Below are 25477 nucleotides of genomic sequence, written 5' to 3'. Positions count from 1 at the left end.
AGGTGAATGTTCATTCATTTTTGTTGAATATTCTGAATTTCAGGTATAAAATGGAATTGGTGAAACAGAAAACAAAAGTGACACACGACTAGATTTGAAAAATGTTCTGAAGAGGAGAGAGGTTATGCACGAACATGAAGTGAAAGTCCGTTTTTGTGAAACAGATCTGCTTGGCCATGTAAATAACAACAATTTCTTTGTTTACATGGAAGATGCCAGAATACAATTCATTAGAGACTTGCAGCTTGTAGATGGTGATTGGAGCTTCATACTGGCCTCCATTAATTGTGAATTTATCCAGCAGGTGTTTTTCGGCCAGACACTGACCATCAAGAGTCACATTAGTAAAATCGGAAATTCAAGTTTCCATTTGGAACAGGAACATTATGAAAAAGAATCCGGAGAGCTGGTGGCTAAAGGCTCATCAGTGCTCGTTCATTTTGATTTTAAAAATCAAACAAGCACACCGCTCTCTGAAGCAATGAAGGAAAAACTGCAAAGTCATTCACTAGCTGCAAAGTAGCCGGTTCTTATCAAGTAAATCAGCGTCCATTCGACAATTTCCCGGGAAATGTTCTGTAAAGAGTAAGAAGGTGCAAAATACCTCAACTAAAGGAGATGTTTGCTGTGCAATTAGGAAACGAACATTTGGAGGTACATAATAAAGGCCCAATTTTATCGTGTGTGTTAAATCGTCCGGATTCATTGAACGCTTTTTCTGATGAAATGCTGCTTGGACTAAAAGAAGCATTAAGAGAAGCGGCACTGAATGATGAGGTCCGAGTTGTCGTCATATCTGGTGCTGGACGTGCTTTCTCTGCAGGTGGGGATGTAAAAGCGATGGAAGACTATTCTTCTGATGATATTTATAATCACCTTGGAGAATTGAATCAATTGATTTTAACGATAAAAGAGCTTGATAAACCTGTCCTTGCAGCTGTCCATGGATATGCTGCAGGAGCAGGGTTCAATCTTGCTTTAGCCTGTGATCAAATCTTAGCTGCAGAGGGGACACAATTCGCCCTTAGCTTTGCTCAAGTCGGGTTAGTCGCAGATGCTGGAGGACATTACTTCTTATCAAGGTTGCTGGGACCATACCGGGCAAAAGAGCTATTGTTCAGAGCCGAACCATTGCCTGTAGAAACAGCAATCGAATGGGGATTGGTGAATCGCATATATCCAATTGAAAAGTTGGAAGAAGAAGTGAGTAATTATGCCGTTGAACTTGCCAAAGGGCCGGGGCGTGCCATGGGAATGATGAAAAAACTTGTAGATCAAGCCCAGCACGCAGATCTAGCTGCGATTTTGACTCAGGAACGGATAACACAGACGATGATGTCTACGACTTCGGACCACCAGGAGGGTGTGCAGGCGTTTAAAGAAAAACGTAAACCTGCTTTCTCTGGGAACTTAAGGGGATAATTGAATGAGGGCTGACGTTTCAAGAGTGCACTTGAAATATCAGCCCTTTTGTATAGAAAGCTATCCGCAGGTTCTATAACTGCAAAAGTAACAGCTGCTCAGGGGGATTAAGATGTTTAAATATATAATAGATCAAGATTTAACTTTAAAGCCGTTAGAGTTCAAAGACGCGGAGGAATTGTTCAATCTGTCAGACAGATCCCGATCCCATCTTCAAACCTGGCTTCCTTGGATTCATGAAACGGAATCTGTACAGGATACCAAAGAGTATATCCAATACTGTATGAACCGATATGCAGAAAATAATGGGTGGACGATATGTATTCTATATAAAAATAAAATAGCAGGAATCGTCGATTTTCATGAATTGGATTGGATGAACAATAAAGCGAGCATCGGGTACTGGATGGGTTCAGAATATGCTGGTAAGGGTTTATTGACACGTTCCTGCCAAGTGATCTTTGACTATGCGTTCAAACAAATGGGGATGAATCGAATAGAAATAAGAGCCGCAGAAGAGAACGTGAAAAGCCGGGCAGTACCTGAACGCTTGGGCTTTAAACAGGAAGGGATCATTCGTGATGCTGCCTTCCTTTACGATCGACATGTCAATCATGTGGTTTATGGAATGCTCATAAAGGATTGGATGATGACAGAAACGTCAAGTGGAGGAGTCTATGAAAGTAAGTGAAATCCGCAATCGGATAAACCGTGTTTTTCCAAGTGTGAAGATACAGGACTTGCAGAAGAATCCGGTAGGTCAGAATAATGATGTGTATATAGCGGATGGCGATATAGTATATCGTTTTCCAAAGTACGTGGAAGGTGTAGAAAAGATGAGAAAAGAAGTGAGGGTCTTGAATCATGTGAAGGAAAAGGTCAGCCTATCTGTTCCGGATCCTCTTTATATGAATATCCACACAGAAGATGTGGGGCGCGTTTTTATTGGTTACCCGCGGATAGAGGGGTATCCATTATGGAAAGAATCCTTCGATACTATTGAGAATAAGGATGTTCTCAAGCACTTGGCTTCGCAACTGGGAGGGTTTTTAAAAGAGCTGCATTCTACTTCTGCTGATGGACTTTTTACTAATCAAAATGAGCCCCTTGGATGCTGGATGAAACAGTTGTACATAAACATTCAGAATAACTTGTTTCCATATATGAACGAAAAAGCCAAAGCACGGATCACCAGTCGCTTCAACCGATTCATTGGATATGGAGTGTCAATTGATTCAGTTTTGATACACGGGGATTTTGGAGCATCAAATATTTTATGGTCTTCTCACAATCACCAAATAACGGGAATCATAGACTTTGGAGAAACTTCATACGGAGATCCAGCCTATGATTTTGCTGGTTTAGCAGCCAGTTATGGAGATGAATTTACAATAAAATGTCTGGAACATTATTTTGATGATGATCGTATTTTTGACCGGGCAAAATTTTATCAAAGCACGTTCGCACTCCAAGAAGCACTTCACGGGCTGAGGAATAAGGATGATCAAGCTTTTGAAAATGGGATGAAAGATTACTTGTAATAGAAAAACAGCCGTTAGAGACATGCTCATTCGGCTGTTTTTTTTAGTCCTACTTGATTATAGCGAGTAAAAAGCCATCATATTCTTTCGATCCCACGGTCTGAATAGCAGTGGCATCGATTTTTGGATGATCATGAATATAGTCAAACATCTTCCTGATTCCTTGTATGTTCTCATCAGAACTTTGGTCATCCAGCACCTCTCCACCCCGGACGACATTATCAACAACTAAGCAAGCCCCTGGTTTTCCTAATTTCAACGACCACTCGACGTAGGCAGGATTATTCTTTTTATCAGCATCAATAAAAATGAAGTCAAAAGGAGGTTCGTTACTGAGCGTAGGAAGGGTTTCAAGAGCTGGACCGACATGGACCGTGATTTTGTGGCTGAGCCCGGCTTTTTGAACGTTGGATCTGGCAACATCCGCATGTTTTTTGCTGGCTTCTAAAGAGACCACGTGACCATCCTCTGGAAGCCCCTCAGCCATCGCTATGCTGCTGTAGCCCCCTAGGGTTCCGAACTCCAGGACACGTCGTGCTCCTTGCAGCTTGATTAATAGTTGAAGCATCTTCGCCTGGGTTCTGGAAACATCAATAGGTGGAAGTCCGGAATCGGCATTGTTTTCCAATACTTCGTCCAATTGAGAATCGGTTAAATTTAACCGATCCGTGAAATAGTCATCAACTTTTCTCCATTTATTCTGTTCTTCCATAAGTTTACCTCCTCATAGTGGATGTAATTACCAGTCTACTCTTAAATCATGTAACCGTCTAATGGTCTATGAAATGAAGAAACTCAGAGTTTATTACTCTGAGTTTCTCATTCATTGGCTCTGATAATACTTGATGTTGTTATTTTACATGCAGCTCACATAACTATTTCCGTAGAGGAATTAGTGTGAAGGGGCCTTGGGAATAACTCGCTTTCCGTGGGGTATCGTGAGTCTCCTCAGGCTGAAGCCTTCCGGGGACTATTTAGTAATCGTTTAAAATATCAACACCAGCCTTTATCAGAGCCATTCATTAAGAATGTTTAAAACAGCTGAGGAAGTCCTTCGATCAAGGACATGATTCCCATGTAGGACATGGCAACGACGATGACTGCACCAAAAATAGTCAGCCAAAGAGGGTGTTTATAATCACCGACGATTTTGGTTTTATAAGCAGCAATCAACATGACACTCAGTGCAATCGGTAAAATCAGTCCATTCAAGGAACCGACTAAGATCAAAACTTTTACAGGTTTACCGACTGTTGCAAAAACGGCTGTAGAAACGACAATGAAGCCGACGATGAACCATTTGTGATTGCGGTCGATCGTTTTACTGAAAGAACGAATGAATGATACAGATGTATAAGCGGCTCCGACAACAGAGGTTACTGCAGCGGCCCACATGATGATACCGAAAATTTTATAACCGACATTTCCAGCAGCAGCCTGGAAAACAGAGGCCGGAGGGTTGGAAGGATCCAGTGCAATCCCTGATGAAACGACACCGAGTGTAGCAAGGAAAAGGAAAATACGCATGATGGATGCGATCCCGATAGCGGAAACAGAACTTTTTGTCACATGTCCGAGAGATTCCTTTCCTTTTACACCAGCATCCAGGAGGCGGTGTCCTCCTGCAAAAGTTATGTATCCTCCGACTGTACCACCTACCAGTGTAATAATGGCGAGAAAGTCGATGGTTTCAGGAACAAACGTCTTTGTAACAGCTTCACCGACAGGGGGGTTCGCTGAAAACATGACAAAAATAGTCAGGGCAATCATGGTGAAACCTGCAATCTGGGCAAAGCGGTCCATCACTTTTCCTGCTTCACGAACTAGAAAGACGGCAACGGCTACAATGCCGCTGAACAAGGCTCCCATCTCTGGGGATACGCCGAACAATACGTTCGTCCCCAACCCTGCACCTGCGATATTTCCAATGTTGAAAGCCAGTCCACCAGCCACAATGAGGATGGAAAGGACAATGCCCAGCCCTGGCAGTAGTCGATTGGCGATATCCTGTGCAGGTCTCTCTGATATGGCGATGATTCTCCATATGTTAAGTTGAGCACCAATATCAATGAAGATGGAGATTAAAATGACAAAACCGAAGCTTGCGGCGAGTTGATCTGTAAAGTGGGTCGTTTGTGTTAGAAATCCTGGTCCGATGGCAGAGGTAGCCATAAGAAAGGCTGCCCCTAAGAGAATGCTTCTAGTAGATTGCTGCTTCATGTTGTCCTCCTTATTTAGATGAAAAGTCTGCTATTTTACGAAGTTCAATATTGGATTGGTTTAATGCTTGAGTGATATAGGAAGCAAAATCGACGGCGTGTTCTCCGTCTCCATGTATACAAACGGTTTGAGCATCTATATCAATATCTTTTTCCTGCAGGGTCATCACTTTCTTTTCTTTGATCATACGAATTACCTGGCTGACGGCTTGTTCATGATCGGTGATCAAGGCGTCCGGATCACGACGGGAGGTAAGGGAGCCATCTTCCTGATAAGTCCGATCCGAGAATACTTCGCTTGCAGTGTTCAGCCCGGCATTTTTTCCTGCGTGGACAAGTTCACTTCCTGCCAACCCGAATAAAATCAAATTCGAGTCTACATCCTTGATAGCTTGAGCAATGGCGTCGGCAAGTTCTCTTTGTTTAGCAGCCATATTGAACAAAGCGCCATGAGGTTTGACGTGTTGTAACGTTACTCCTTCGGCTTGAACAAACCCTTGAAGTGCCCCGATTTGATAGACGACCATGTCGTAGGCTTCCTTTGGACTGATGTCCATCATTCTCCTTCCGAAACCGGAAAGATCAGGAAGGCCGGGGTGTGCGCCTATGCCGACATCGTGTTCTGCAGCTAACTGTACGGTTCTTCGCATGATGGCGGGGTCACCGGCATGAAATCCGCAGGCGATGTTCGCAGAAGTGATATACTTCATAATCTCTTCATCATTACCTATTGTATATTTTCCGTAACCTTCTCCCATGTCACAGTTCAAATCAACGTGATACATCGTTTATCCTCCTATCTGTATTTAAAGTGAATGCCTCGCTTCAACTGTTTGATCTCCATTTCCCGTTGAATCCATAATTTTTGAGATTGTTCGTGGGTGATTTTTTTAAAGATGATTTTTTCACCAGGTTTCAGTTGAGCTAGTTTAGGTAAATCGACGGAAGCGACCTGGGCGATTTTAGGGTATCCACCTGTGGTTTGGCGATCTGCCAGCAGAATGATCGGATTTCCTTCTGAAGGCACCTGAACAGTACCGAAGGCGACAGCCTCAGAAATCATATCCACTTTTTCATTCAACTTCAGTTTGCTTCCTTTCAAGCGATACCCCATCCGGTCTGATTTTGAATCGATTTGATACGCCTGTTCAAAGAATTTCTCCTGACTTTCCTCAGAGAATAATTCAAACTCTCTGCCTTCGGTCACACGTATTTCACACCCTGAATGGGCGTTTGGAACAAATTCAGGAGAAGCGAACCAACTTGCGCTGCAAAAGTGTTCTTCTCCAGCGAGCTCTTTCAGACTTTCCATCATAGAGAGGGAAGGCATAGAAGGATCACCGACCGGGATTTCATCTCCTTTTTCTAAGGCACGTCCTTCGAATCCACCAATTCCCGCACGAAGATAGGTCGATCCGCTGTTCATTACATAAGGGACATCAAAACCTCCAGCTATCGCTAAATAGGCACGAAATCCTTGTTTCGGATTTCCGAACCTTAATTCACTGCCCTGTTTTATGTAAATCGGCTTCCATAATTCTACTCGTTCACCGTCGACCATGGCAGATAAGTCTCCGCCACAGATAGCAATCAGTGCATCTTCTTGAAATTCGATCACAGGACCCATCAAAGTGATTTCCATCGTTGGATGATCCCCATCGTTTCCAACGAGTAAATTCGCAATGCGGTGCGATTCACTATCCATTGCTCCGCTTGCGATGACTCCATACTTTTGATACCCGATACGACCCAGGTCTTGAATGGTCGTCAATAGACCGGATTTAGCCAGCTTGATCATGAGTTGGTTCCCTCCCAATTGTGATATTCTTCTTCGGTTATGGAAGTGAACTTGATTTTGTCTCCGGCTTGCAGCAGAGATGGAACCTCTTCACCGGCGTCAAACAGCTTCGTCGGTGTACGCCCGATCAACTGCCATCCTCCTGGAGTTTCAATAGGGTAGACGCCCGTCTGACCTCCCGCAATGCCTACGGATCCAGCGGGTATTTTCAGACGAGGGTCATCCCTTCTCGGAGTAGCGATTCTTTCATCCATCCCGCCTATATAAGGAAATCCTGGTGCGAAACCGATCATATAGACTAAATAGTCACCGTTTTTATGAATTTCAATGACATCATCTTCACTCATCTCATTCTGTTCGGCTACATAGGAAAGATCGGGACCGAATTCCCCTCCATAACATACAGGGATTTCTATAAGGCGGGGCTCAGAGTCGGTGGTGATCTCTAAGTTCGTAATTTGTTGATCTAGTTTTTCACAAACTATGGAGTAGGGCAGTTTGCCCGAAGTGGAATCTTCCATGACCTTTATTGGGTCATAAAAAACAGTAACTGTCGTAAATGCGGGTATGTATTCGATCATCCAGTGGGGTGGATGATTTTTGAGGTATTCAGAAACTTCTTTTACGCGTTGATGTGTCGTTCGTTCTATTTTGTCACCGAGTTCTATTACGATCGCTTGATCGCCTAGTGAGTAATATTCGGCATCCATAGAGGCCCTCCTCAATTAAAGTTCTTAAGCCCTTTATCGCAAGGGTATAAACAGAATTATGCTTGTCTATCATGCTAGCCTATTTTATGATTCCTATCAAATTAAGGTCACACTATTCTGATTAAAAGTTATTAGATTTGTGTATGAATTCTTTCATTTTTCATCATCAATAATGTTTGAAATAGGAATATTGTATGTCTTATTACACTTTTTATCATTTAAATTAGAACTATCTATTCATTCTGCAGTGTGTCGATTTTGTTTATGAAATGTCCATGTGAGGAAACGATAAGTAAAAAGTAAAGGAGGCGTCGATAAAGTGCCATGGGATACTAATGATTACCCTGATTCGCTGAAAAATTTGGATACGGCAGTAAGGAAAAAGGCGATTGATATTGCCAATGCGATGCTGGACGAAGGTTATGGGGAGAATAGAGCAATTCCTATCGCCACAGAACAAGCCAAGGAATGGTATGAAAATGCAGATGAAAAAGAGGTCAATCGTGTGAAACAAATGAGTGACGAAGACTTGAAGAGGAGGGATGATGACTCTTCAGAAAGTCGTCCGGAGTTATTGGACAAAGGTGAGCATGTGGTGGCACATGACGACGGGTGGGCCGTTCAAGCAGAAGATGCCAAACAACCGTCGGATGTATTTGAAACGAAGGATGAAGCCGTGGACCGTGCAAAAGAAATTGCTCAGAATAAAGGGACAAAAGTCGTTATCCATAGAAAAGATGGAAGTATTCAAAATGAATATTCTTACAGAAATGGTTGAATAAGGGTTTCAATTATAAATGAGTTGGTTATATACCCTGTAAATCATAAAAAAATAGGAGGTTATATCAATGGCAGACAATCGCAATGAATTTGTAGTTTCTCATGAAGAAGGCTGGGCAGTTCAACCAGAAGGTGCAGATCAGCCGACGAAAGTTTTTGATAATAAGCAGGATGCGATCGATCGTGCAAAAGAGATTGCTCAGAACAAAGGTACGACAGCCGTCATCCACAAGAAAGATGGAACGGTACAAAATCAATTCTCTTATTCTGAAGACAACAGTCAAGGAAATAGCGGAGGAAAACGTTCTGAAGAAACGAACAAAGAGTATGGGCGTCAAGGCAAATACGCCAAAGGTAATAAGAATTGATTCCATTGAAAAGCACCTTTATACAGGTGCTTTTTTTTATATGGAATTGTGGTAGGATGTAGAACAGGTTGAAAGAAAGGAGGAGAGCGCATGAATGGACAAAAAAGAAGCGATATCAAGCCTGGACTTGAAGTCGATATCGTATTGAAACAAGACCAGCGGACAGGGAAGCTTACTCGAGGAATCGTCAAAGATCTGCTGACCAAATCTCCATCGCACCCTCATGGCATCAAAGTAAGACTTGAAGATGGACAGGTGGGTCGTGTAAAAAATATTCATACATGAAAAAAATCCTGACTCGTACTAGCTCAGTACTTGATCAGGATTTTTTATATGTAGAAATAAAGTAAACCAAGTTGCTGCTGAAATGGGTTCAGTTCATCCTCCTATTTGATATTTTGTACATGTTCATTGTATAGCGGTTGTGTGTCAGGAATATGTCAAATGAAAGAAGGTTGGATAATATCTATCAGAGAAAAACAGGGTGTTTTTAGGGTGGAATATAGCGTTATATGTAAAGGGATCTTTCATCGGAAGTGAAAGGATGCTTTATTATGCATATGAGGGAAAATGAAAACGCCCAGGGAGTGTCCTGGACGTACAGCATATTTACCATTCTATCAAATCAGAGGGGGATTCATTATTGCTTCAAATCGACATATGCTCGATAAGGCATCTCCACCGTGAAGAAAGCACCTTCCTGATCTTCATTGGCTTCAACAATCGTGTATTCTTGCCCAAAGATTTGTTCCAGAGCATAATCCCCGTTATCAAAGGGTTCTTTGTCTATTGAAAATCCAGTTGAGAGAAGTGTATGACGGTTTTCTTCTGTGAAATCACTGACTTCTTCCAGTTTGACCATGGGACGGATCATAGTTACATCGTAGGGGTCTTGGAATTGATCATAGCTGACTTCTACATGGACGAGTGAAGCAGCATCCCCTAATAAATCGATGACAACTTCTTTTAATTCAGTCAAGTCTATTAAAAAACGAACATCTTCAGGTTCTATGCGGTTCAAATATTGCGACATGCAAACAATCCTCCTTCATAGCTTCTATGACCTATATTACCATGTTCGGGGAAGCATAAACCTTATAGAATTGGAAAAAGCGGGCCGGACAATCGTCCAACCCGCTTCTATGTGTTACTTCGGAAAAACAAAAAATCTTATTTTTTTAATAGGTTTTTTTACCTTTTACAGGATGTTATATTTCTCATCCTCTTGCCGCGGTTCAAAATTCTACATGGTAGTTTTTCAACTTAAACGACGCAATCCCTACCTCTATTGCATCCTTACAGCTCCGAAGCTGATCCAGTGTGATTAAGTTGTATCAAAACATAGCAGAATGCCAGTCTCATACAAATCACTCTTTTCTTTTTCCGAGTTACCTTTTAGCGAAGGCACTAAGAAATAATTATAATATGCAATTCATGAAAAGTCAACAGTCTATGTCTTGAAACATGTGTCTACCTATAGAACATTAAAGTTTTACGACCATTCTTCCGCGTTTTTGATTATTTAGAAGGTCTTGCAGTCTCTCCGGTACCTCATCCAATGAAAGGAGGTTTTCGATTTCATCAAAGCACTCTTTTATTTTTAAATCATTGGCCATACGGAGCCAGACCCTTTTCCTCGTTTCCATTGGACAGTTCACCGAATCGATGCCAATAAGACTAATACCCCTGAGGATGAATGGGTAAACATTCGTGGGAATTTTCGCTCCTCCCGTTAATCCACTGAGAGCCACTGAACCTTCATATTGAAGCTGACTCAGGATTGAGGCTGACGGTTCTCCGCCGACTGGATCGACCGCACCTGCAAAGCGTTCTCTGGCCAGTGGTTTTATTTCCCCATTAAATATGTCTTTTCTGGATAGAACTTCATTTGCACCGAGCTTTTTCAAATATTCCTTGTTGTCTTCAGGATTCCCTGTACTTGCTTTCACCGCATATCCTCGTTTAGCAAGCATGGCTACAGCTATACTACCGACGCCACCGGAAGCTCCTGTGACAAGAATAGGCCCTTGATCGGGAGTAAGACCGGCTTGTTCCAATCGATGGATGGAAAGGGCAGCCTGTAAACCCTGCTGTTCCATAAATCATCGATTCTTTCAACGTCAAACCTTCCGGAAGGGGAACGATCCATTCTTCTGGAATGCTTGCATATTCACTGAATCCTCCATCATGAGAAACCCCGATCTCATAGCTTGTCGCGATGACTCTATCTCCTTTATTGAAACGAGGTGATCGGGATTTGACCACTTCTCCAGCCAGGTCAATACCAGGAGTGATCGGATATTTTTCAATGATCGGATTATCCTCCCTGGTTGCCAATGCGTCTTTGTAATTCAAGCTGGAATACTTTATTTTGATCAATACATCACTGGAAGGAAGATCTTTTAAAGGGAGGGTCTTCATTTCACCTTTTATGGAATCTTTATCATCATAGAGACGGTATGCTTGGAATGTCGTCATTTAATTCCCACCTTTATGGTCTTAAATCTTCATCATATTTTTCCTCGCTCGAAGAATCGTTTTTAGATTGACTTCCTTTTTCCTGCTCTCTTTCTTCCTTTTTCAAGTCTTCCATTGGTATATCATCGTAGAGTTGTTCTTTTTTCTTTTTATCTTCAAAACTTTGGTTGCCTTTATTTGCACGGTTCTTGTTAGAATCTGTCATCATATTACCTCCATATTGTATCGGGATATAACACGTTTCCTTTTTTATGGAAGATTTAAACTTTGGAGCTGCAAGAGTGAGAACAAGAAAGCATCACAGTATGCACCACTGCCTGATTGGGGTATGATAGATTTATAGAGAAAATTTCCGGACATAAGCAAAAATTATAAGGAGAGAGGATTGCTTGATTGTGAAGATCATAAGTAACCTGTTCGCCTTCATCATATCGACGATTCTTATATGTGCTGCACTTTATTTGGTTTTCCCGAAGTGGGAAGCTGTTCAGCCAATGAATCCATTTGTGGACAAAGACGTGCCACTGCCGACGATGCTTCATCCAGTCGTTAAAGATTATCAAAGCGAACTTGTAGATCAAGCAGCAAAAAAAGGCATCAACGTCGTCATTACTGAAGGACACCGAAGTGCTGAAAGACAAAATGCTCTTTATGAAAAAGGGAGATCGGAAGAGGGACGGATTGTCACTTATGCCAAAGCGGGGGAGTCCTACCATAATTATGGGTTGGCTATCGATTTTGCGTTGAGAAATGAAAATGGAGGAGTAAGCTGGGATATGGAGGCCGACCGCAATGGCAACGGCCGATCAGATTGGATGGAAGTCGTCGCTATCGCCAAACAGTTAGGTTTTGAATGGGGAGGAGACTGGTCAAAGTTCAAAGATTATCCTCACCTGCAGATGAATTTCGGCTTATCCATCCGGCAATTGAAAAGAGGGCACCGTCCTAAAGTAGAATCCTATGCCAAGTGAATAGGTAACGATTTGAAAATACTAAGGTAATAGCACACTAAAATGATAAAAGCGGACGGAACCCCTGGGGTTCCGTCCGCTTTTATTCATGCTCTATACTTCTTCATTTTTGATAAGCTTCGAAAGGTTTGATCATGCCAAAGATCGTTTCGGTATAAGGCATGGTCAGGTTTACCTCACTTCCTAGTCTTAAAGCACCGCCATGCAGGTGTTCCACCTCAAGAGGCAGCCCTTTTCTTCGGTCCTGGTGCATAGAAGAAGTCATTTCATGGTCGAAGGAACGAAGGCGTTCGAATCCGTTAGCCACGTGTTCATCAGACAAATTGACGTTATAAGCATTAGCGAGTTCTTTCATTTCTTCAAGAATTCGTTCTGCTATTCGGAAAGTCTGAGGGTGACTACGCACTTCACCGATCGGAAGGTTTACGGCAGTCGTTATTCCAGAGAATGCGGAGATGAACATATATTTCTTCCACATATCTTCTAAAATGTTAGGGCTAAGGTTGGCGTTAAGGTTGGCCTGATTGCATGCCAGAGCCAGCTCTTCACAGATTTGCTGCTGAGAAGGATGAAGAGGTCCGAATACTAAGTCGTGGAATTGACTAGTGTGGACAACGTGGCCTTTTTCATCAAGTGTGGCGATGATGTAGGAGAGGCCGCCCATGACATTCTCTTCTCCCAGCTCTTTTTGTAATATACTGATGTGTTCCATTCCATTCAGGACCGGATAGACTTTAGCTCCTTTTTGAGTCAGCTGTTTCAGCCAGTCCAGTGTTCCGTGAAGGTGGTATCCTTTGACCGCTAAAAAGACGAGGTCCGGATCTTCGATTTGTTCTGGAGATGTAGCTACGATCGGTTCTGGAACGGTATAATCTCCCATCTCACTATGTAGATGAATGCCGTGTTTTTCAATTTGTTCTGCTCGTCCTTCTCTGACGAGGTTGATGACTTCATGACCGGCTTCCTGCCAACGTGCACCAAAATAAGCACCAAGTGCTCCTGCTCCTAATACAACAATTTTCATGAAAGCACCTCCAATTGATTTCTAACTCTATCATAGCATGTCCCTTTTCACATGAAAGAAATTCGATTCCGAACCATCAAAAAAACCCTTCAATTTATTGAAGGGTATCTGTTGCGAAACTGGATGTGATTACTCTGGTCATATCTACGGTATCCTTAATGTGGTCGTGTAGATATTGAATGATATCATCAGAACCGATCTCACTCATGACATCCTCATAATGGTCTCTACTCTTAAAAATTGTCTGGCCCATCAACAGCTCTTCATCCTCTTCGATATCAATCAAGTTAAGCATTCCCATCGATCCTTGTCGGCCGGTCAGTTCATGGGCCTGGTAGATGTGATGTTCGAGAGTGCCGTGGGACTTTAATAATTCCCCAGTCTTTTTAGTCATTCTAAGAAAAAGGTTTTTATCAGACTTCCGGACTCTAAAAAAACAAACGACAGTATACATTTTCCTCTACCTCCGTTATCGTGTTTAAAGCCAGTTGAATGATTACCTGTTTTCTTAGGCTTTATCGGTTTTTGTAGCAAGGCCCGCATCTACAAGAAGTACGATGGCCGTCACCATATGCATGATCCATCCAAGGAATGGTATGGCTCCGACGACACTCGTAATTAAACCTAAGATGCTCCCTGCAAAAGAGCGGCTTTCTTTGACAGAAAATATTAATGTGACCAAGTGGAACAAAAACATGAAGATCAGTACCTGCCAACCTGTGCTGAGGACGAATAATCCCCCAGCCAAAGGTATGGCGAGCAACGCTTCACAACCTCCTGTAAACCATTTCAACCATGTCGATAGTTTCATTGTTTTACTCCTCACTTACTGAGATTTGCCAGCGGACGCCGTATCGGTCTTGAAAACGGCCGAAATAGTCGCCCCAGAACATTTTTTCAAAAGGCATGAAAATATCTCCGCCTTCTGATAAGCCATCGAACGCTTTTTCAGCTTCTTCTACAGAAGTGAATTCCAGAGTAAGATCGATGTTCGTGCCCGGTTCAATTTCCTGACTGGCTGCATCCGCCATGAATATTCGGATTCCGGCTGCCTGAAGGACGAGGTGCATGACTCTTCCTTCCAGAGCAGGGTCTGGGTCGGGCATTTCATCATAAGTCTGCACACTCTCTATTTCACCACCGAGAGACTTTATGTAAAAATCCGCTTGTGCTCTTGCGTCTTTACAGAGTAGATATGGGTATAATTTTGCCATAATTTTCACCTCTGTTCAAAAGTTATCCTCATTGTACCTTTCGCCATAATCTCTTCATTTTCCTTTTCAGGTAGTTTTGATTTGGGTCAAGTGGTGTTAATTCTTAATAAGTAGTAGGGTGGATTTTAAAATATATAAGTTGGAAGTCGGGAGTGTTTCCTTCCTTATAAAATGGCTCTGTTATTGCTTGATGTTGTTATTTCACCTGGGAGCTTGTACCCGCTCTTTCTGTCCTGGAATTTGTATGAGGCGGCCTTTTAGAATGACTCCCTTTCCGTGGGGTACCGTGAGCCTCCTCAGGCTACGCCTTCCGGGGTCTCACGATGTACCTTTATCCCACAGGAGTCTCGCCATTCTAAAAGGCCGCCTCTTCAAAGTAGAAGGAGCGGAAAGGCCAATACCGAAGTCCATTACTCCAACTACGAACGGACTGTTTTCCCTGCCATCCCATGCTCTGAGTGAATAACAGACCGGCCCACTAATTCCAGACGAGGACTATTTAGTGATCGTTTAAAATATCAACAACAGACTTTAACAGAGCCTATAAAATAAAGAAAAAGGTCCGGGAAATCACTCGCTTTCCATGGATGTTCACCTGTCTATACATAGAAAAATGAGACCATAAAAAAGCACTCTGCAGAGCAGAGCGCTTGAATAGAGTGAGATTATTTTGATGCTTTTTGAAGTTTTTGGATCATTTTCAATGAACGGCCTGTTCCGATTGCTACCGATTCCAGTGGGCTTGGTGCCATATGGACAGGCACGGAAATTTCACTTGCAAGCCAGTCCTGCATGCCGTTCAACATTGAACCGCCGCCTGTCAGAATGACACCATGATCGACGATGTCGCCACTCAATTCAGGAGGACATTCTTCAAGTGTAGCGCGGATCGTTTCCAACAGTTGTTCCAAAGATTCTTTCAAAGCTGATTGGATTTCGGTGGAAGAGAGAGTGATCGTCTTCGGCAGACCAGTGACCATATCTCTTCCGCGCACTTCCATTGTCACTTCCGGATGATCGATCAGAGCATAACCGATCTCCATTTTAATCAGTTCAGCTGTTCGTTCACCGATTAGAACGTTGTAGGCTTTTCTGACGTACTGAATGATTTCTTCATCCATGACGTCGCCGCCAGTTCGGATCGATTTGCATGAAACGACGCCACCAAAGGAAATAATCGCCACTTCACTTGTACCGCCACCGACATCTACAATGACGTTGGCAATCGGTTCATCAACAGGAAGGTCGGCACCGATGGCTGCAGCGATCGGCTCTTCAATCAGATGGACGTTTTTGGCGCCATAGCTTTTCACAGCATTATGAATCGCACGACGCTCTACAGATGTCGAACCGGAAGGCGTGCAGATGACTACAGTCGGTTTGCGCATGGAAATACCGGATTTCTTTGAGACTTTTTTCAATAGTTCTTTCAACATCTGGGCTGTCATGTCATAATCGGCAATTACACCATCACGTAAAGGGCGGACTGGAATGATGTTGCGAGGTGTTTTTCCTACCATTTCTTTTGCTTCTTTACCGACAGCCACGACACTTTTCGTTTCTGTGTTATAAGCTACGACAGAAGGCTCATTCAATAAAATTCCTTTTGACTTCGAGTAAATCAATATATTCGCCGTACCAAGATCAATACCTATTTCAGCATTTGCTAACATTTAGACGTACCTCCAAAGATGACAGATTCTCTTATAAGACTTCTTTTAGGATAGGAGTTTTATGGGGGTTATACAATAGGAAATTCATGGTGAATGTGTGGAGAATCAATTGATAAAACATGTATAATGACAATAATGATAGAAGAAGGAGATTTCCTTATGACGAATTTTTTGAACCATCAACAAATCCTCGATAAGTGTGAACGGATCAACGAGGATTATGAAATCAACCCGGAGGTTTTTGACAGGATTCTGGATGATTTGTTGAATACCGAAAAAGATACTGAAGAGGTTATTTTGGAAGGATTTCAACGGCTCTTGAGCGAAGTCGATCATGAAATCGAGAGGATGGAAGATTTCTCTGATATGAAGCCGAATTGCTTTATGGGCTGTGCTTTTTGTTGTTACTTTCCGATTGTCATAACCCGGATGGAGGCGAAGATGATGTTTCGTTCCATCGAGGCCTTTGATGAAGAAAGGAAAAGGTCCATCTTCCAACATTGGGACCGTTATTTTGATCAGCAGAGAGGAAAACTGCAAAAAGCTTATGCGATGGATTATGAGGAACCTGAGACGAAGCTTGAGTATAAAAAAATGAACCTTCCATGTCCAATGCTCAATCCAGAAACCCAGTTATGCATGGCATATGAAATCAGACCGATTCCATGTCGAACCTATTTGAATTATAGTGACCCGCAGGTTTGTGCGGAAAACCATATGCCTAAAGAACCATTCAGTTATGAGTTTTTGTACACGTATTACTTCGGGGCTGTGAATGAACTGATTCAGATCCTGTATGAGAATGGAGAAGATGTCTTCGTCGATTATCCGATGGATGCCTGGAGTTATGATTATCTTCCTGCTTGGATCGAAAAATGGAGAGAGGGGACGTTGGATGAAGCATAAATTGCTTTCACTGAACGTAGGTCAGCCGGAGACATATGAAACCGATCGCGGACCACTGAAAAGTGCATACCGAAAAAAACCCGTACATGAATCAAAGTATCTATCATCACTCAATTTCGAAGGGGATGAACAAGCGGATAAAAAACATCATGGCGGACGAGATAAAGCGGTATGTCTGTATCCTGCCCAGCACTACCGGCATTGGGAGAACCATTACAACCAGACGTTTTCTTTTCCTGCTTTCGGAGAAAATATTACGGTTGAGGGAATAGAAGAAGCAAAAGTCCATATCGGAGATATTTTTCAGCTCGGAGAAGCACTTGTGCAAATTTCTGAACCCCGCAAGCCTTGTTATATCATTGCACGCACACATGGAATCGACGACTTCCCTGCACAAGTGATGCAAAGTGGGTATACGGGCTTTTATTTGAGGGTATTGAAGGAAGGATATGTAAAAACGGGAGACTGGATGAGCTTGGTTGAAAGACATCCTTCAATGATTTCAGTAGAAGAAGTGAATGATGTCAGATACAACGATCGTGACAACCATGAAAAAATCGAAGCCATTATTGAACTGGATGCTTTGTCAGACAGCCTGAGAGAAACCCTCCAAAAAAGGCTTTCATAAACTCACCCTGAATCTGCACCTTCTAAAAAGGAGTGATCTTCCTTGGATTTCGGTCAAATCATAGAAGAGAAAATCAAGCAGGCGATCGACCGTGGAGATTTTGATGATTTACCGGGCAAAGGCAAACCGTTACCTAAAGATGAATTTGCCTATCTGCCGGAGGATGTAAGAAATAGTTACCGGATATTGAAGAATGCCAATATGCTGCCTGAGGAAATGATATTGAAAAAAGAAATGGCGGAGCTCGAATATTTAATCGCAGAAGCCGCTGATCAGGACCGGGAAAAAGAGCTCAAGAAAAAATGGAGTGAGAAGAAGATCAGGTTCGATTTGATGATGGAGAAGAGAAAGCTGAATCAATCAGGTGCCTTTGGTCAATATCAAAACAAAATCAATCGGCGGTTAGGTTTTTAAGAGAATCATCTTTGAATAAGGGGATGGATAGAGCAGGCGGCTGTCTACATGCCCAGAACAAGTTTATGACCGTTTAAGTTTGGTTTAATTGAGAAAGGGACATATTTTTAATAATAAAAATCGTTCTTCAGGAGGTATGATCATGTGTGGTAGATACACTTTACTGGCCGAAGAAGCTGAAATTTTGAGGGAGTTCGGGATTGATCAACCGCTGCCTGATTACACGCCAAGATATAACATTGCGCCGGGGCAGAAGGTACTGGCGGTTATTCATGATGGGGAAGAAAAAAGAGCGGGTTTCATGTATTGGGGGTTGGTGCCTTCCTGGGCAAAAGACCCGAAAATCGGTTATAAAATGATCAATGCCAGAAGCGAAACCGCACATGAAAAACCGAGCTTCAAGCGCTTGATGAGTAAAAAACGCTGCCTGATCATTGCGGATAGTTTCTATGAATGGCAGAAAACGGACGACGGCAAACAAGCGGTAAGGATTTCTCCGGAAAACAGGGAACTTTTCGCTTTTGCGGGATTATGGGACCATTGGAAAACAGATGACGATGAGCGGTTCACGTGTACGATTCTGACTCAGGAAGCCAATGACTTCATGGCTCCAATCCACAACCGTATGCCTGTGATCCTTCCGAAAGCAGAACAGGATGATTGGATTCAACCTTTCAAATGGGAAGCTGAACAAGCTCATGATTTTATCCATCAATTGAATATGGAAGAACTTACGGCCTATAACGTAAGCAGTTACGTCAATTCTGCCAAGAACGAAGGACCTGAATGTATTCGGCCTCTTGCTTAAGGGATTACTTAGAAGGAATTGAACAATAGATATAAAAAACCTCCACAGATAGAAGAAGCTGTGGAGGTTTTCGTTTAGTTTGAAGAATACTTTGCTTCCCTTTCCAATCGCCGCTCTTCTTTGGCGACTTTCAGGAACTTGTTCGTTTCAGAAGCTACAACCCCTGAAAGCAGTAACAAGCCGATCAAGTTAGGGAAGGCCATCAACCCGTTCATGACATCAGCGAACTTCCACACCGTGTCCAACTGTGCGACTGCACCGATGAAGACAAATAGAACGAAGAACAGCTTGTAAATTCCTAATGCGCGGTTACCAGTCAAATAACCGAAGCATTTTTCGCCATAGTAAGACCAGCCCACGATCGTGGAGAAGGCGAAGAAAATCAATCCGATGGTTACTATATAGGCACCTGCATCTCCCAGGAACACTTGGAAGGATTGCGAAGTGAGGTCGGCACCATCGAGATCTCCTTTATATTGCCCGGCCATGACGATCGTCAATCCAGTCATTGTACACACGAGGATTGTATCAATGAAGACTTGAGTCATGGAAACCAAAGCTTGTCTACCTGCGTAATCCGTACGAGCAGCAGCGGCAGCGATAGGAGCAGATCCAAGACCTGCTTCGTTGGAGAATACACCACGAGCCACACCGTAGCGAATAACGGTACCCAAAAGTCCACCACCAAGAGCACTGGCTGTAAAGGCATCGTTCAGAATCGTTCCGAAGGCTGGTACGACCATGTCCATGTTCATGAAGATGATAATAAGTGCACCTATGATATAGAATACGGCCATGATTGGAACGAAGAATGCGGTCACTTTACCAATACTCTTGATTCCACCAAGAAGTACAAGACCAGCAAATAAGAATAAGATCAGTCCTGTCACCCATGTCGGAACACTGAATGTCGTCTCCATAACGTCAGAAACAGAATTGGATTGAACCATGTTTCCAATTCCGAAAGCAGCGACAGCACCGAAGATGGCGAATAGAACACCTAAAGGCTTACCGATCCATTTCGTTTTAACCCCGCGGGATAGATAGTACATAGGACCGCCGGCCATTTCCCCGTTCGGGTCGGTGATACGATATTTGACGGCTAAAACCGCTTCGGCATATTTGGTCGCCATCCCGAAAACAGCTGTGATCCACATCCAGAACACAGCACCTGGACCACCAAGGAATACTGCAGTGGCTACACCAGCGATGTTACCTGTTCCGATGGTGGCAGCTAAGGCAGTAGTCAATGCCTGGTAATGGGAGATGTCCCCTTTTTCTCCTTTCGTTTCTTTTCCAGGTTTGAAAGCAAGCTTCAATGCGTAAAATAATGTCCGGAACTGAAGGAATCCCAGCCTGAATGTCAAGTAGACGCCGGTACCAACTAATAAAATCAATAAAAATGGTCCCCAGACAATTCCGCTGGCTGTGTCAAAGAAGTGATAAAGAGCGCTTCGTTCTTCCATAAAATCCCCCTCTTCTTTATATTGGAATAATACCTATATATTAAATATTCCGAAAATTTAAACAAAAAGTCAAGCGGTTTTATAGAGATCAGGGAGGAAACCGTTTATTTTATCTGGAGTGGGGGAAATATGGACAATATCGTTCATATTAGGAGGATTATGTAACAATTCATAGAAATTAGTAATGAAGAAATACTAGTTATGGAGGAAGGTTTATGATTCGCGTATTATTTGTTTGTTTAGGGAATATTTGTCGTTCCCCGATGGCGGAGGCTGTCTTCAAGCATCAAATTGAAGAGGAAGGGCTGAAAGATCGTATTCAGGTGGATTCAGCAGGAATCGGTCACTGGCACATCGGATCCCTTCCACACGAAGGTACAAGAAAAATACTGGATGACAAACAAATTTCGTATAAGGGAATGGCGGCAAGGCAAGTCAAGGAATCCGACTGGGATGATTTTGATTACATCATTGCCATGGATGATAAAAATATTAGTGATTTGCAGGCTATCCGCGAGAAAAATGGAGTTACGGTAGCTAAATTGTTGGACTTTGTTCCTGAAAGCGATGAAGGGAATGTGCCGGATCCTTACTTCACCGGCAATTTCGAATATGTGTATGATCTGGTGACACAAGGATGTACGCAGTTATTAGAACAAATAAAAAAGGATCATCATTTATAAGGAGGGTTTACAATGGGACAACAGAAACTTTTGAAAGGTGTACTTTTGGGTGCTTTCGTAGGCGGTGCAATGATGCTGCTGGATAAAGATACGAGAGAATACGTGGGGGAAAAATCAAAAAATGCAGGTTCTGCTTGTAAAGGATACATGCAGCATCCCCATGAAGCGATCCATTCTTTACGCGTCAATTATGAATATTTATCAAACAGAATTAATAATGGTATAGAAGACCTTCTTCAACTTCTGGATAAAGCAGAACAAATGTTGAATAAAGTTGGAGAAATCAACCAGGAAGTGGAGCAGAAGTTAAAAAAGGCTGAAGACTCAAAAGAAGCTTCCTAACCCTGGCAGTAAGGAGAAGGAATATCATGAAAAACATCATGAGCTTTATCAAAGAATTTGTAACACGTGTCAAAGAGGATGATATTCCCGGCATGGCCGCTCAGCTAGCCTATTTTTTTCTTTTGTCTTTGTTTCCTTTCATGATCTTTTTGATTACATTGTTGGGGCATTTACATATTGATGAATATAGGGTATTGTCCTTTGTTAAAACCTATGCCCCGCCAGAAACCTTTGAAATTATTACGGATAACTTGACGCCTCTTTTGTACAATGAAAGCGGCAGCTTATTGTCGATCGGGATCATAGGGACGTTATGGGCGGCTTCTAACGGTGTCAACGCGATCATGCGTGCATTCAACCGGGCTCACAATGTGGAGGAAAGCCGGCCGTTTTTGGTTGCCCGTTTAATAGCGATTGTTTTGACCCTGGCAATGGTCGTTGTCATCGGAGTCGCTTTTTTACTTCCCGTACTTGGTCATGCAATTGGTGTGTATGTATTCTCGTTCTTCGGGTTGTCTGATAGCTTTATCGCTATGTGGGATGCTCTCAGATGGGTGATTTCTTCAATCATTTTCTTCATCGTCTTATCCTTTTTGTTTGTAACGGCACCCAATAAGCGTTTGAAATACAAGGATGCTGTTGTCGGAGCAGTCTTTGCTACAGTCGGCTGGCAGCTGGTATCTCTGTTGTTTTCTTTTTACGTAAGCAATCTGGGGAATTTTTCAGCAACCTACGGCAGTTTGGGAGGCGTCATCGTGTTGATGATCTGGTTCTACCTCTCAGGTATCGTCATCATTGCCGGCGGTGAAATCAATGCAATGATCCATAAACGGAGAAAGCAGTCATAGATATGCGAACAATCCAAAAAAGCTCAGCGCCGGTCTGAGCTTTTTTGAGTTGGATCAGGATCATTAGAAAGAGAAGTGGTTCACCGTAATAACCTCAACCCGTTCAAGATGACTAAGATCGTACTCCCTTCATGTCCGATGACTCCGAGTGGAAGGTCCAGGACTTGTAAAAAATTGCTGACGATCAATAGCAAGATGATAAGGATAGAAAAAAATACATTCTGTTTAACAATGGTGGTCATCCGTGTGGAAAGGCTGATGGCCTGGTTGATTCTTGGAAGGTCATTTTTCATCAAGACGACGTCGGCTGTCTCTAAAGCTACGTCGGTTCCTTCACCCATGGCAATTCCAACATCAGCACTCGCCAGTGCAGGAGCATCATTGATACCGTCCCCGACCATGGCAACTTGTTTATAAATGGATTTCAATCGTTTGATTTCGTGGACTTTTTGATCTGGATGCAGTTCTGCAATATAGTGATCCACCCCTACTTCTTCAGCGATCGCTTGTGCTGTAGCGGGATTGTCTCCTGTCAGCATGATCGTATAGATACCTCTTTTTTTAAGCCCTTCAATGGCAGCTTTAGTTTCTTTCCTTACTGTATCTTTCAGTGCGAAGAGAGCGACCACTTGATCTTCTTTTTTTACGAAAATTACGGACTTTCCTTCGTGGGCAAGTTCGGTGAAAACTCCATTATGAAAAGCGTGGGCTTTGTCCTTTCCTATAAATCCGGGGTTGCCGATCGACCAGTTTTCACCGTCGACTTGGGCAGTCACTCCTTTTCCACTCAAATCCCTCATATGTTCAACCTGGACGGGGGAGACGTCTTGTCTGTATACATACTGGACGACCGCTTTTGCTAATGGGTGGTTGGATTCCTGTTCAATGGAGGCGACTATTCTTAAAATGTGATCCTTGTCTTCCTCTTCTGCAAAGAATGCGTCAGTAACAACTGGAGTTCCGTTCGTCAGTGTTCCGGTTTTGTCAAAGGCGATGGCTTTCAATTGGGACAAGTTCTCCAGGTGGACGCCGCCTTTGAAGAGAAGTCCATAACGGGCACCGTTTGAAATAGCCGAGAGAGTTGCAGGCATGATAGAAGCTACAAGAGCACAGGGAGAGGCGACTACGAGAAGGATCATCGCCCGATAAATCGTATCCATCCAGCTCCACCCGAATAAGTAATGTGGAAGAAACAGCATAAGTGCGACGATGATCAATACGACTTTTACATAAATACTTTCGAATCGTTCAATGAATAATTGGGAGGGGGATTTTTGACTTTGCGCGTTCTGTACCATTTGGATGATTTTCTGAAATAAAGTTTCTGTGGACTTCTTCGTCACTGAAACGACGATACTGCCATCTAAGTTGACAGTGCCGGCGAAAACATCCTGTTTTAAACTCTTGGAAGCAGGGATGGATTCACCCGTGATTGCGCTCTCGTCGATGGTAGTCGAACCTTTAGATATTCGGCCGTCGGCGGGTATTCGTTCACCCGGCTTGATTAAAATGCGGTCTCCTACTTTTAAACTGGTAACACGAGTGACTTCATATCCATCGTCCATAATTTTCAACGCTTCTTCCGGCTGAAGCTTCATAAGGGACGATATTTCTTTTTGGCTTTTATTCATCGTGTACGTTTCCAATGCACCGCTCAGTGCAAAAATGAAAATCAAAATAGCACCTTCCATCCAATATCCGATAGAAGCAGAGCCAAGGGCAGCAAGAATCATGAGCAGCTCCACATTCAACGATCTGTCATGGATGGTTTCTGTGATTCCTTCTTTAGCCTTTGCATAGCCTCCGATGATAAAAGCTGAAACATACAGAGATACATAAAAAGAGGTGGGGAGGTGGTGTTCACTGATCCAGGCAGCAGCGATCAATACACCGCTTAAAAGTGCTGATACCATTTCAGAATGTTCTTTTAACCTTTTCAACAATGAAGGCAGGAAGTTATGTCTTTCAAGGAGGAGTGATTGAGATTGGGAGGGCATTTGTTCTCATCTCCTTATATCAATTGAGAATGATAACCAACATCAATTATGAGTTTTCAGAATGGAAAGGTACGAAAATAAAGAAAATGGGGGTTAGTTTATTTTATAATAATTATAAATATATATGTGTGTATTTATCGTAGCATGTAAAGAAGGTAAGTCAAGAATGAAAAGTTATTTTTTCAGAAAGTTCAAACAAGTAAAAAACCGAGCAATACAGTTGATATTACATGTGTCAAGTTGCTATATTATATGAGGGTATACAAACAACATTCGGAAAGGTGGATACATCCCATGCGCAAAACCCTTTTAGTTTCCTTTATGCTTTTGCTATCATTTGTACTTATTGCATGTGGTTCAAGCGAATCTAACGAGGAAAATTCTAATGGTGATAAACAAAAAGAAGAAGCTTCCAACACGAAGTGGAGCGAAATACAAGAAGAAGGCGAAATCGTCGTAGGTACTTCCGGAACGCTGTTCCCGGCTTCTTATTATCCGCAGGACTCTGATGAGTTGACCGGTTATGATGTCGAAGTCATGCGTAAAGTGGCTGAAAAGCTTGGAGTTGAATTGAAATTCGAAGAATACGGAGTGGACGGGCTTCTCACTGCCATTAACAGTGGACGTGTGGATGTCGTCATCAACGATATGGAAGTGACAGAAGATCGCAAAAAGCAGTTTTCTTTCAGTGAACCTTACAAGTATTCTTATTCCACGATGATCGTCAGAGAGTCTGACTTATCCGGAATTGAAACGCTTGAAGACTTAGAAGGCAAAAAACACGGTGGAGGAGCGACTACAGTCTTCTCTCAAATCGCAGAGCACTTTGGTGCTGAAACGAAAACATACGGAAATGTGACGAACGATGTTTATTTGAGAGACGTAGAGAATGGACGTACAGATTTCATCATCAATGATTACTACCTGCAGTCTCTTGCATTGAAAGCTATGCCGGACATTGAAGTCCAGCTGCATCCAGATCTGCAGTTCCACCCGACGAACTCTGCCATCGTCATGCCTAAAGATGCAGACAAGTTGAAAGAGGAAATCGACGCAGCTCTTCAGGAGTTACGTGAAAATGGAACATTGACTGAAATCTCTAAGGAGTTTTTCGGAGGAAAAGACGCTTCTAAGAAGCCTGAAGAAGACGTGCGTGAACTTGAAGGCCTAGACCTTTAAGGGGCTCA

30 protein-coding genes and 1 pseudogene are annotated in these 25477 nt (G+C 42.8%); 16 read left to right on the top strand and 15 right to left on the bottom strand.

Annotated features, from left to right (window positions below; all coding sequences use genetic code 11):
- Positions 1-94: 94 nt before the first annotated feature.
- The 4 genes from LCL89_RS08905 (at position 95) to LCL89_RS08890 (ending at position 2963) form a co-directional block, all read left to right on the top strand.
- On the top strand, positions 95-523 hold the full coding sequence (locus LCL89_RS08905) for an acyl-CoA thioesterase (protein ID WP_404813420.1): 429 nt from the start codon (positions 95-97) through the stop codon (positions 521-523).
- 104 nt (positions 524-627) lie between these two features.
- The gene (locus LCL89_RS08900) at positions 628-1422 is read left to right on the top strand and encodes an enoyl-CoA hydratase/isomerase family protein (protein ID WP_224809787.1); all 795 of its coding nucleotides are present in this window, start codon (positions 628-630) and stop codon (positions 1420-1422) included.
- Positions 1423-1534: 112 nt separating this feature from the next.
- A complete protein-coding gene (locus LCL89_RS08895) occupies positions 1535-2113 on the top strand; it encodes a GNAT family N-acetyltransferase (RefSeq protein ID WP_224809786.1) in 579 nt (192 codons plus the stop codon).
- The gene (locus LCL89_RS08890; protein WP_224809785.1) at positions 2100-2963 is read left to right on the top strand and encodes a phosphotransferase family protein; all 864 of its coding nucleotides are present in this window, start codon (positions 2100-2102) and stop codon (positions 2961-2963) included. Before LCL89_RS08895 ends, LCL89_RS08890 begins: the two co-directional genes overlap by 14 nt.
- A 49-nt stretch (positions 2964-3012) precedes the next feature.
- Here LCL89_RS08890 and LCL89_RS08885 read toward each other — a convergent pair whose 3' ends face one another.
- From LCL89_RS08885 to pxpB, 5 genes are all read right to left on the bottom strand, one after another.
- Positions 3013-3675 carry an O-methyltransferase gene (locus LCL89_RS08885; protein WP_224809784.1) on the bottom strand — a complete coding sequence of 221 codons (663 nt, stop codon included), beginning with the start codon at positions 3673-3675 and terminating at the stop codon, positions 3013-3015.
- Between the two features lie 320 nt (positions 3676-3995).
- Positions 3996-5183, bottom strand: a complete 1188-nt coding sequence (locus LCL89_RS08880) for an NRAMP family divalent metal transporter (RefSeq protein WP_197317881.1) — start codon at positions 5181-5183, stop codon at positions 3996-3998.
- A 10-nt stretch (positions 5184-5193) separates the two neighbouring features.
- Positions 5194-5967 carry a LamB/YcsF family protein gene (locus LCL89_RS08875; protein ID WP_197317880.1) on the bottom strand — a complete coding sequence of 258 codons (774 nt, stop codon included), beginning with the start codon at positions 5965-5967 and terminating at the stop codon, positions 5194-5196.
- Between the two features lie 11 nt (positions 5968-5978).
- A complete protein-coding gene (locus tag LCL89_RS08870) occupies positions 5979-6980 on the bottom strand; it encodes a 5-oxoprolinase subunit C family protein (protein ID WP_263620687.1) in 1002 nt (333 codons plus the stop codon).
- Positions 6977-7690: a 5-oxoprolinase subunit PxpB gene (gene pxpB, locus LCL89_RS08865; protein ID WP_224809783.1), complete on the bottom strand. Its 714-nt coding sequence runs from the start codon at positions 7688-7690 to the stop codon at positions 6977-6979. Before pxpB ends, LCL89_RS08870 begins: the two co-directional genes overlap by 4 nt.
- Before the next feature lie 319 nt (positions 7691-8009).
- Between pxpB and LCL89_RS08860 the strand changes: the two genes are divergently transcribed.
- From LCL89_RS08860 to LCL89_RS08850, 3 genes are all read left to right on the top strand, one after another.
- Positions 8010-8468 (top strand): DUF2188 domain-containing protein, encoded by a 459-nt coding sequence (locus LCL89_RS08860; protein WP_224809782.1) that lies wholly within the window; start codon positions 8010-8012, stop codon positions 8466-8468.
- A 70-nt stretch (positions 8469-8538) separates the two neighbouring features.
- Positions 8539-8838, top strand: a complete 300-nt coding sequence (locus tag LCL89_RS08855; protein WP_224809781.1) for a DUF2188 domain-containing protein — start codon at positions 8539-8541, stop codon at positions 8836-8838.
- A 90-nt stretch (positions 8839-8928) separates the two neighbouring features.
- The gene (locus LCL89_RS08850; RefSeq protein WP_197317875.1) at positions 8929-9123 is read left to right on the top strand and encodes a YwbE family protein; all 195 of its coding nucleotides are present in this window, start codon (positions 8929-8931) and stop codon (positions 9121-9123) included.
- Positions 9124-9478: 355 nt separating this feature from the next.
- Here the strand turns inward: LCL89_RS08850 and LCL89_RS08845 are convergent, their stop codons facing one another.
- From LCL89_RS08845 to LCL89_RS08835, 3 genes and pseudogenes are all read right to left on the bottom strand, one after another.
- The gene (locus LCL89_RS08845; RefSeq protein WP_224809780.1) at positions 9479-9871 is read right to left on the bottom strand and encodes a hypothetical protein; all 393 of its coding nucleotides are present in this window, start codon (positions 9869-9871) and stop codon (positions 9479-9481) included.
- Between the two features lie 451 nt (positions 9872-10322).
- Positions 10323-11316 (bottom strand): annotated as a pseudogene (locus LCL89_RS08840) (acrylyl-CoA reductase family protein).
- A gap of 13 nt (positions 11317-11329) precedes the next feature.
- Positions 11330-11521 carry a hypothetical protein gene (locus LCL89_RS08835; RefSeq protein ID WP_224809779.1) on the bottom strand — a complete coding sequence of 64 codons (192 nt, stop codon included), beginning with the start codon at positions 11519-11521 and terminating at the stop codon, positions 11330-11332.
- 190 nt (positions 11522-11711) lie between these two features.
- Here LCL89_RS08835 and LCL89_RS08830 point away from each other — a divergent pair, with 190 nt between their 5' ends.
- Positions 11712-12287 (top strand): M15 family metallopeptidase, encoded by a 576-nt coding sequence (locus tag LCL89_RS08830; RefSeq protein WP_318245620.1) that lies wholly within the window; start codon positions 11712-11714, stop codon positions 12285-12287.
- A 103-nt stretch (positions 12288-12390) separates the two neighbouring features.
- Here LCL89_RS08830 and LCL89_RS08825 read toward each other — a convergent pair whose 3' ends face one another.
- The 5 genes from LCL89_RS08825 to mreBH all read right to left on the bottom strand — a co-directional run bounded on the left by LCL89_RS08825 (position 12391) and on the right by mreBH (position 16198).
- Positions 12391-13311, bottom strand: a complete 921-nt coding sequence (locus LCL89_RS08825; protein WP_224809778.1) for a ketopantoate reductase family protein — start codon at positions 13309-13311, stop codon at positions 12391-12393.
- A 94-nt stretch (positions 13312-13405) separates the two neighbouring features.
- Entirely contained in the window at positions 13406-13765 is a 360-nt protein-coding gene (locus LCL89_RS08820) for a DUF1428 family protein (RefSeq protein ID WP_224809777.1), read from the bottom strand.
- Between the two features lie 54 nt (positions 13766-13819).
- The gene (locus LCL89_RS08815) at positions 13820-14122 is read right to left on the bottom strand and encodes a hypothetical protein (RefSeq protein WP_197317869.1); all 303 of its coding nucleotides are present in this window, start codon (positions 14120-14122) and stop codon (positions 13820-13822) included.
- Positions 14123-14126: 4 nt separating this feature from the next.
- Positions 14127-14525, bottom strand: a complete 399-nt coding sequence (locus tag LCL89_RS08810) for a VOC family protein (RefSeq protein ID WP_224809776.1) — start codon at positions 14523-14525, stop codon at positions 14127-14129.
- A gap of 665 nt (positions 14526-15190) precedes the next feature.
- Complete coding sequence (gene mreBH, locus LCL89_RS08805) at positions 15191-16198, bottom strand: rod-share determining protein MreBH (RefSeq protein ID WP_197317867.1); 1008 nt, start codon at positions 16196-16198, stop codon at positions 15191-15193.
- Between the two features lie 159 nt (positions 16199-16357).
- On the opposite strand from mreBH, the gene LCL89_RS08800 reads away from it, so the two are divergent.
- The 4 genes from LCL89_RS08800 (at position 16358) to LCL89_RS08785 (ending at position 18954) form a co-directional block, all read left to right on the top strand.
- Positions 16358-17104: a YkgJ family cysteine cluster protein gene (locus LCL89_RS08800; RefSeq protein WP_224809775.1), complete on the top strand. Its 747-nt coding sequence runs from the start codon at positions 16358-16360 to the stop codon at positions 17102-17104.
- Complete coding sequence (locus LCL89_RS08795) at positions 17094-17732, top strand: MOSC domain-containing protein (protein WP_224809774.1); 639 nt, start codon at positions 17094-17096, stop codon at positions 17730-17732. Before LCL89_RS08800 ends, LCL89_RS08795 begins: the two co-directional genes overlap by 11 nt.
- A gap of 42 nt (positions 17733-17774) precedes the next feature.
- Positions 17775-18146 (top strand): DnaJ family domain-containing protein, encoded by a 372-nt coding sequence (locus LCL89_RS08790; protein ID WP_224809773.1) that lies wholly within the window; start codon positions 17775-17777, stop codon positions 18144-18146.
- Positions 18147-18288: 142 nt separating this feature from the next.
- Positions 18289-18954, top strand: coding sequence for an SOS response-associated peptidase (locus LCL89_RS08785; RefSeq protein ID WP_224809772.1), 666 nt, complete (start codon positions 18289-18291; stop codon positions 18952-18954).
- Between the two features lie 74 nt (positions 18955-19028).
- Here LCL89_RS08785 and LCL89_RS08780 read toward each other — a convergent pair whose 3' ends face one another.
- Complete coding sequence (locus LCL89_RS08780) at positions 19029-20420, bottom strand: alanine/glycine:cation symporter family protein (RefSeq protein WP_224809771.1); 1392 nt, start codon at positions 20418-20420, stop codon at positions 19029-19031.
- Between the two features lie 215 nt (positions 20421-20635).
- On the opposite strand from LCL89_RS08780, the gene LCL89_RS08775 reads away from it, so the two are divergent.
- The 3 genes from LCL89_RS08775 to LCL89_RS08765 are packed head-to-tail and all read left to right on the top strand — an operon-like array spanning position 20636 to position 22293.
- Entirely contained in the window at positions 20636-21103 is a 468-nt protein-coding gene (locus LCL89_RS08775) for a low molecular weight protein-tyrosine-phosphatase (protein ID WP_224809770.1), read from the top strand.
- Positions 21104-21115: 12 nt separating this feature from the next.
- On the top strand, positions 21116-21445 hold the full coding sequence (locus tag LCL89_RS08770) for a YtxH domain-containing protein (RefSeq protein ID WP_197317860.1): 330 nt from the start codon (positions 21116-21118) through the stop codon (positions 21443-21445).
- 26 nt (positions 21446-21471) lie between these two features.
- Entirely contained in the window at positions 21472-22293 is an 822-nt protein-coding gene (locus LCL89_RS08765; RefSeq protein WP_224809769.1) for a YihY/virulence factor BrkB family protein, read from the top strand.
- A gap of 80 nt (positions 22294-22373) precedes the next feature.
- Here the strand turns inward: LCL89_RS08765 and LCL89_RS08760 are convergent, their stop codons facing one another.
- Entirely contained in the window at positions 22374-24290 is a 1917-nt protein-coding gene (locus LCL89_RS08760; RefSeq protein WP_224809768.1) for a heavy metal translocating P-type ATPase, read from the bottom strand.
- 294 nt (positions 24291-24584) lie between these two features.
- Here LCL89_RS08760 and LCL89_RS08755 point away from each other — a divergent pair, with 294 nt between their 5' ends.
- Positions 24585-25469 carry a transporter substrate-binding domain-containing protein gene (locus LCL89_RS08755; RefSeq protein WP_224809767.1) on the top strand — a complete coding sequence of 295 codons (885 nt, stop codon included), beginning with the start codon at positions 24585-24587 and terminating at the stop codon, positions 25467-25469.
- Positions 25470-25477 lie beyond the last annotated feature (8 nt).

The sequence above is a fragment of the Halobacillus yeomjeoni genome, from assembly GCF_020171525.1.
Lineage (GTDB): Bacteria > Bacillota > Bacilli > Bacillales > Halobacillaceae > Halobacillus > Halobacillus yeomjeoni.
Note: the sequence above shows the minus strand (reverse complement) of the source record. Positions and strands in the feature narration are given on the sequence as shown.

Coding starts and splice junctions, on each gene's coding strand:
- LCL89_RS08885 (WP_224809784.1), bottom strand. CDS start 3,675: ATGGAAGAACAGAATAAATGGAGAAAAGTTGATGACTATTTCACGGAT.
- LCL89_RS08820 (WP_224809777.1), bottom strand. CDS start 13,765: ATGTATACTGTCGTTTGTTTTTTTAGAGTCCGGAAGTCTGATAAAAAC.
- LCL89_RS08785 (WP_224809772.1), top strand. CDS start 18,289: ATGTGTGGTAGATACACTTTACTGGCCGAAGAAGCTGAAATTTTGAGG.
- LCL89_RS08780 (WP_224809771.1), bottom strand. CDS start 20,420: ATGGAAGAACGAAGCGCTCTTTATCACTTCTTTGACACAGCCAGCGGA.
- pxpB (WP_224809783.1), bottom strand. CDS start 7,690: ATGGATGCCGAATATTACTCACTAGGCGATCAAGCGATCGTAATAGAA.
- LCL89_RS08800 (WP_224809775.1), top strand. CDS start 16,358: ATGACGAATTTTTTGAACCATCAACAAATCCTCGATAAGTGTGAACGG.
- LCL89_RS08855 (WP_224809781.1), top strand. CDS start 8,539: ATGGCAGACAATCGCAATGAATTTGTAGTTTCTCATGAAGAAGGCTGG.
- LCL89_RS08795 (WP_224809774.1), top strand. CDS start 17,094: ATGAAGCATAAATTGCTTTCACTGAACGTAGGTCAGCCGGAGACATAT.
- LCL89_RS08755 (WP_224809767.1), top strand. CDS start 24,585: ATGCGCAAAACCCTTTTAGTTTCCTTTATGCTTTTGCTATCATTTGTA.
- LCL89_RS08895 (WP_224809786.1), top strand. CDS start 1,535: ATGTTTAAATATATAATAGATCAAGATTTAACTTTAAAGCCGTTAGAG.
- LCL89_RS08850 (WP_197317875.1), top strand. CDS start 8,929: ATGAATGGACAAAAAAGAAGCGATATCAAGCCTGGACTTGAAGTCGAT.
- LCL89_RS08765 (WP_224809769.1), top strand. CDS start 21,472: ATGAAAAACATCATGAGCTTTATCAAAGAATTTGTAACACGTGTCAAA.
- LCL89_RS08815 (WP_197317869.1), bottom strand. CDS start 14,122: ATGAAACTATCGACATGGTTGAAATGGTTTACAGGAGGTTGTGAAGCG.
- LCL89_RS08875 (WP_197317880.1), bottom strand. CDS start 5,967: ATGTATCACGTTGATTTGAACTGTGACATGGGAGAAGGTTACGGAAAA.
- LCL89_RS08870 (WP_263620687.1), bottom strand. CDS start 6,980: ATGATCAAGCTGGCTAAATCCGGTCTATTGACGACCATTCAAGACCTG.
- mreBH (WP_197317867.1), bottom strand. CDS start 16,198: ATGTTAGCAAATGCTGAAATAGGTATTGATCTTGGTACGGCGAATATA.
- LCL89_RS08810 (WP_224809776.1), bottom strand. CDS start 14,525: ATGGCAAAATTATACCCATATCTACTCTGTAAAGACGCAAGAGCACAA.
- LCL89_RS08825 (WP_224809778.1), bottom strand. CDS start 13,311: ATGAAAATTGTTGTATTAGGAGCAGGAGCACTTGGTGCTTATTTTGGT.
- LCL89_RS08845 (WP_224809780.1), bottom strand. CDS start 9,871: ATGTCGCAATATTTGAACCGCATAGAACCTGAAGATGTTCGTTTTTTA.
- LCL89_RS08770 (WP_197317860.1), top strand. CDS start 21,116: ATGGGACAACAGAAACTTTTGAAAGGTGTACTTTTGGGTGCTTTCGTA.
- LCL89_RS08835 (WP_224809779.1), bottom strand. CDS start 11,521: ATGACAGATTCTAACAAGAACCGTGCAAATAAAGGCAACCAAAGTTTT.
- LCL89_RS08760 (WP_224809768.1), bottom strand. CDS start 24,290: ATGCCCTCCCAATCTCAATCACTCCTCCTTGAAAGACATAACTTCCTG.
- LCL89_RS08890 (WP_224809785.1), top strand. CDS start 2,100: ATGAAAGTAAGTGAAATCCGCAATCGGATAAACCGTGTTTTTCCAAGT.
- LCL89_RS08775 (WP_224809770.1), top strand. CDS start 20,636: ATGATTCGCGTATTATTTGTTTGTTTAGGGAATATTTGTCGTTCCCCG.
- LCL89_RS08880 (WP_197317881.1), bottom strand. CDS start 5,183: ATGAAGCAGCAATCTACTAGAAGCATTCTCTTAGGGGCAGCCTTTCTT.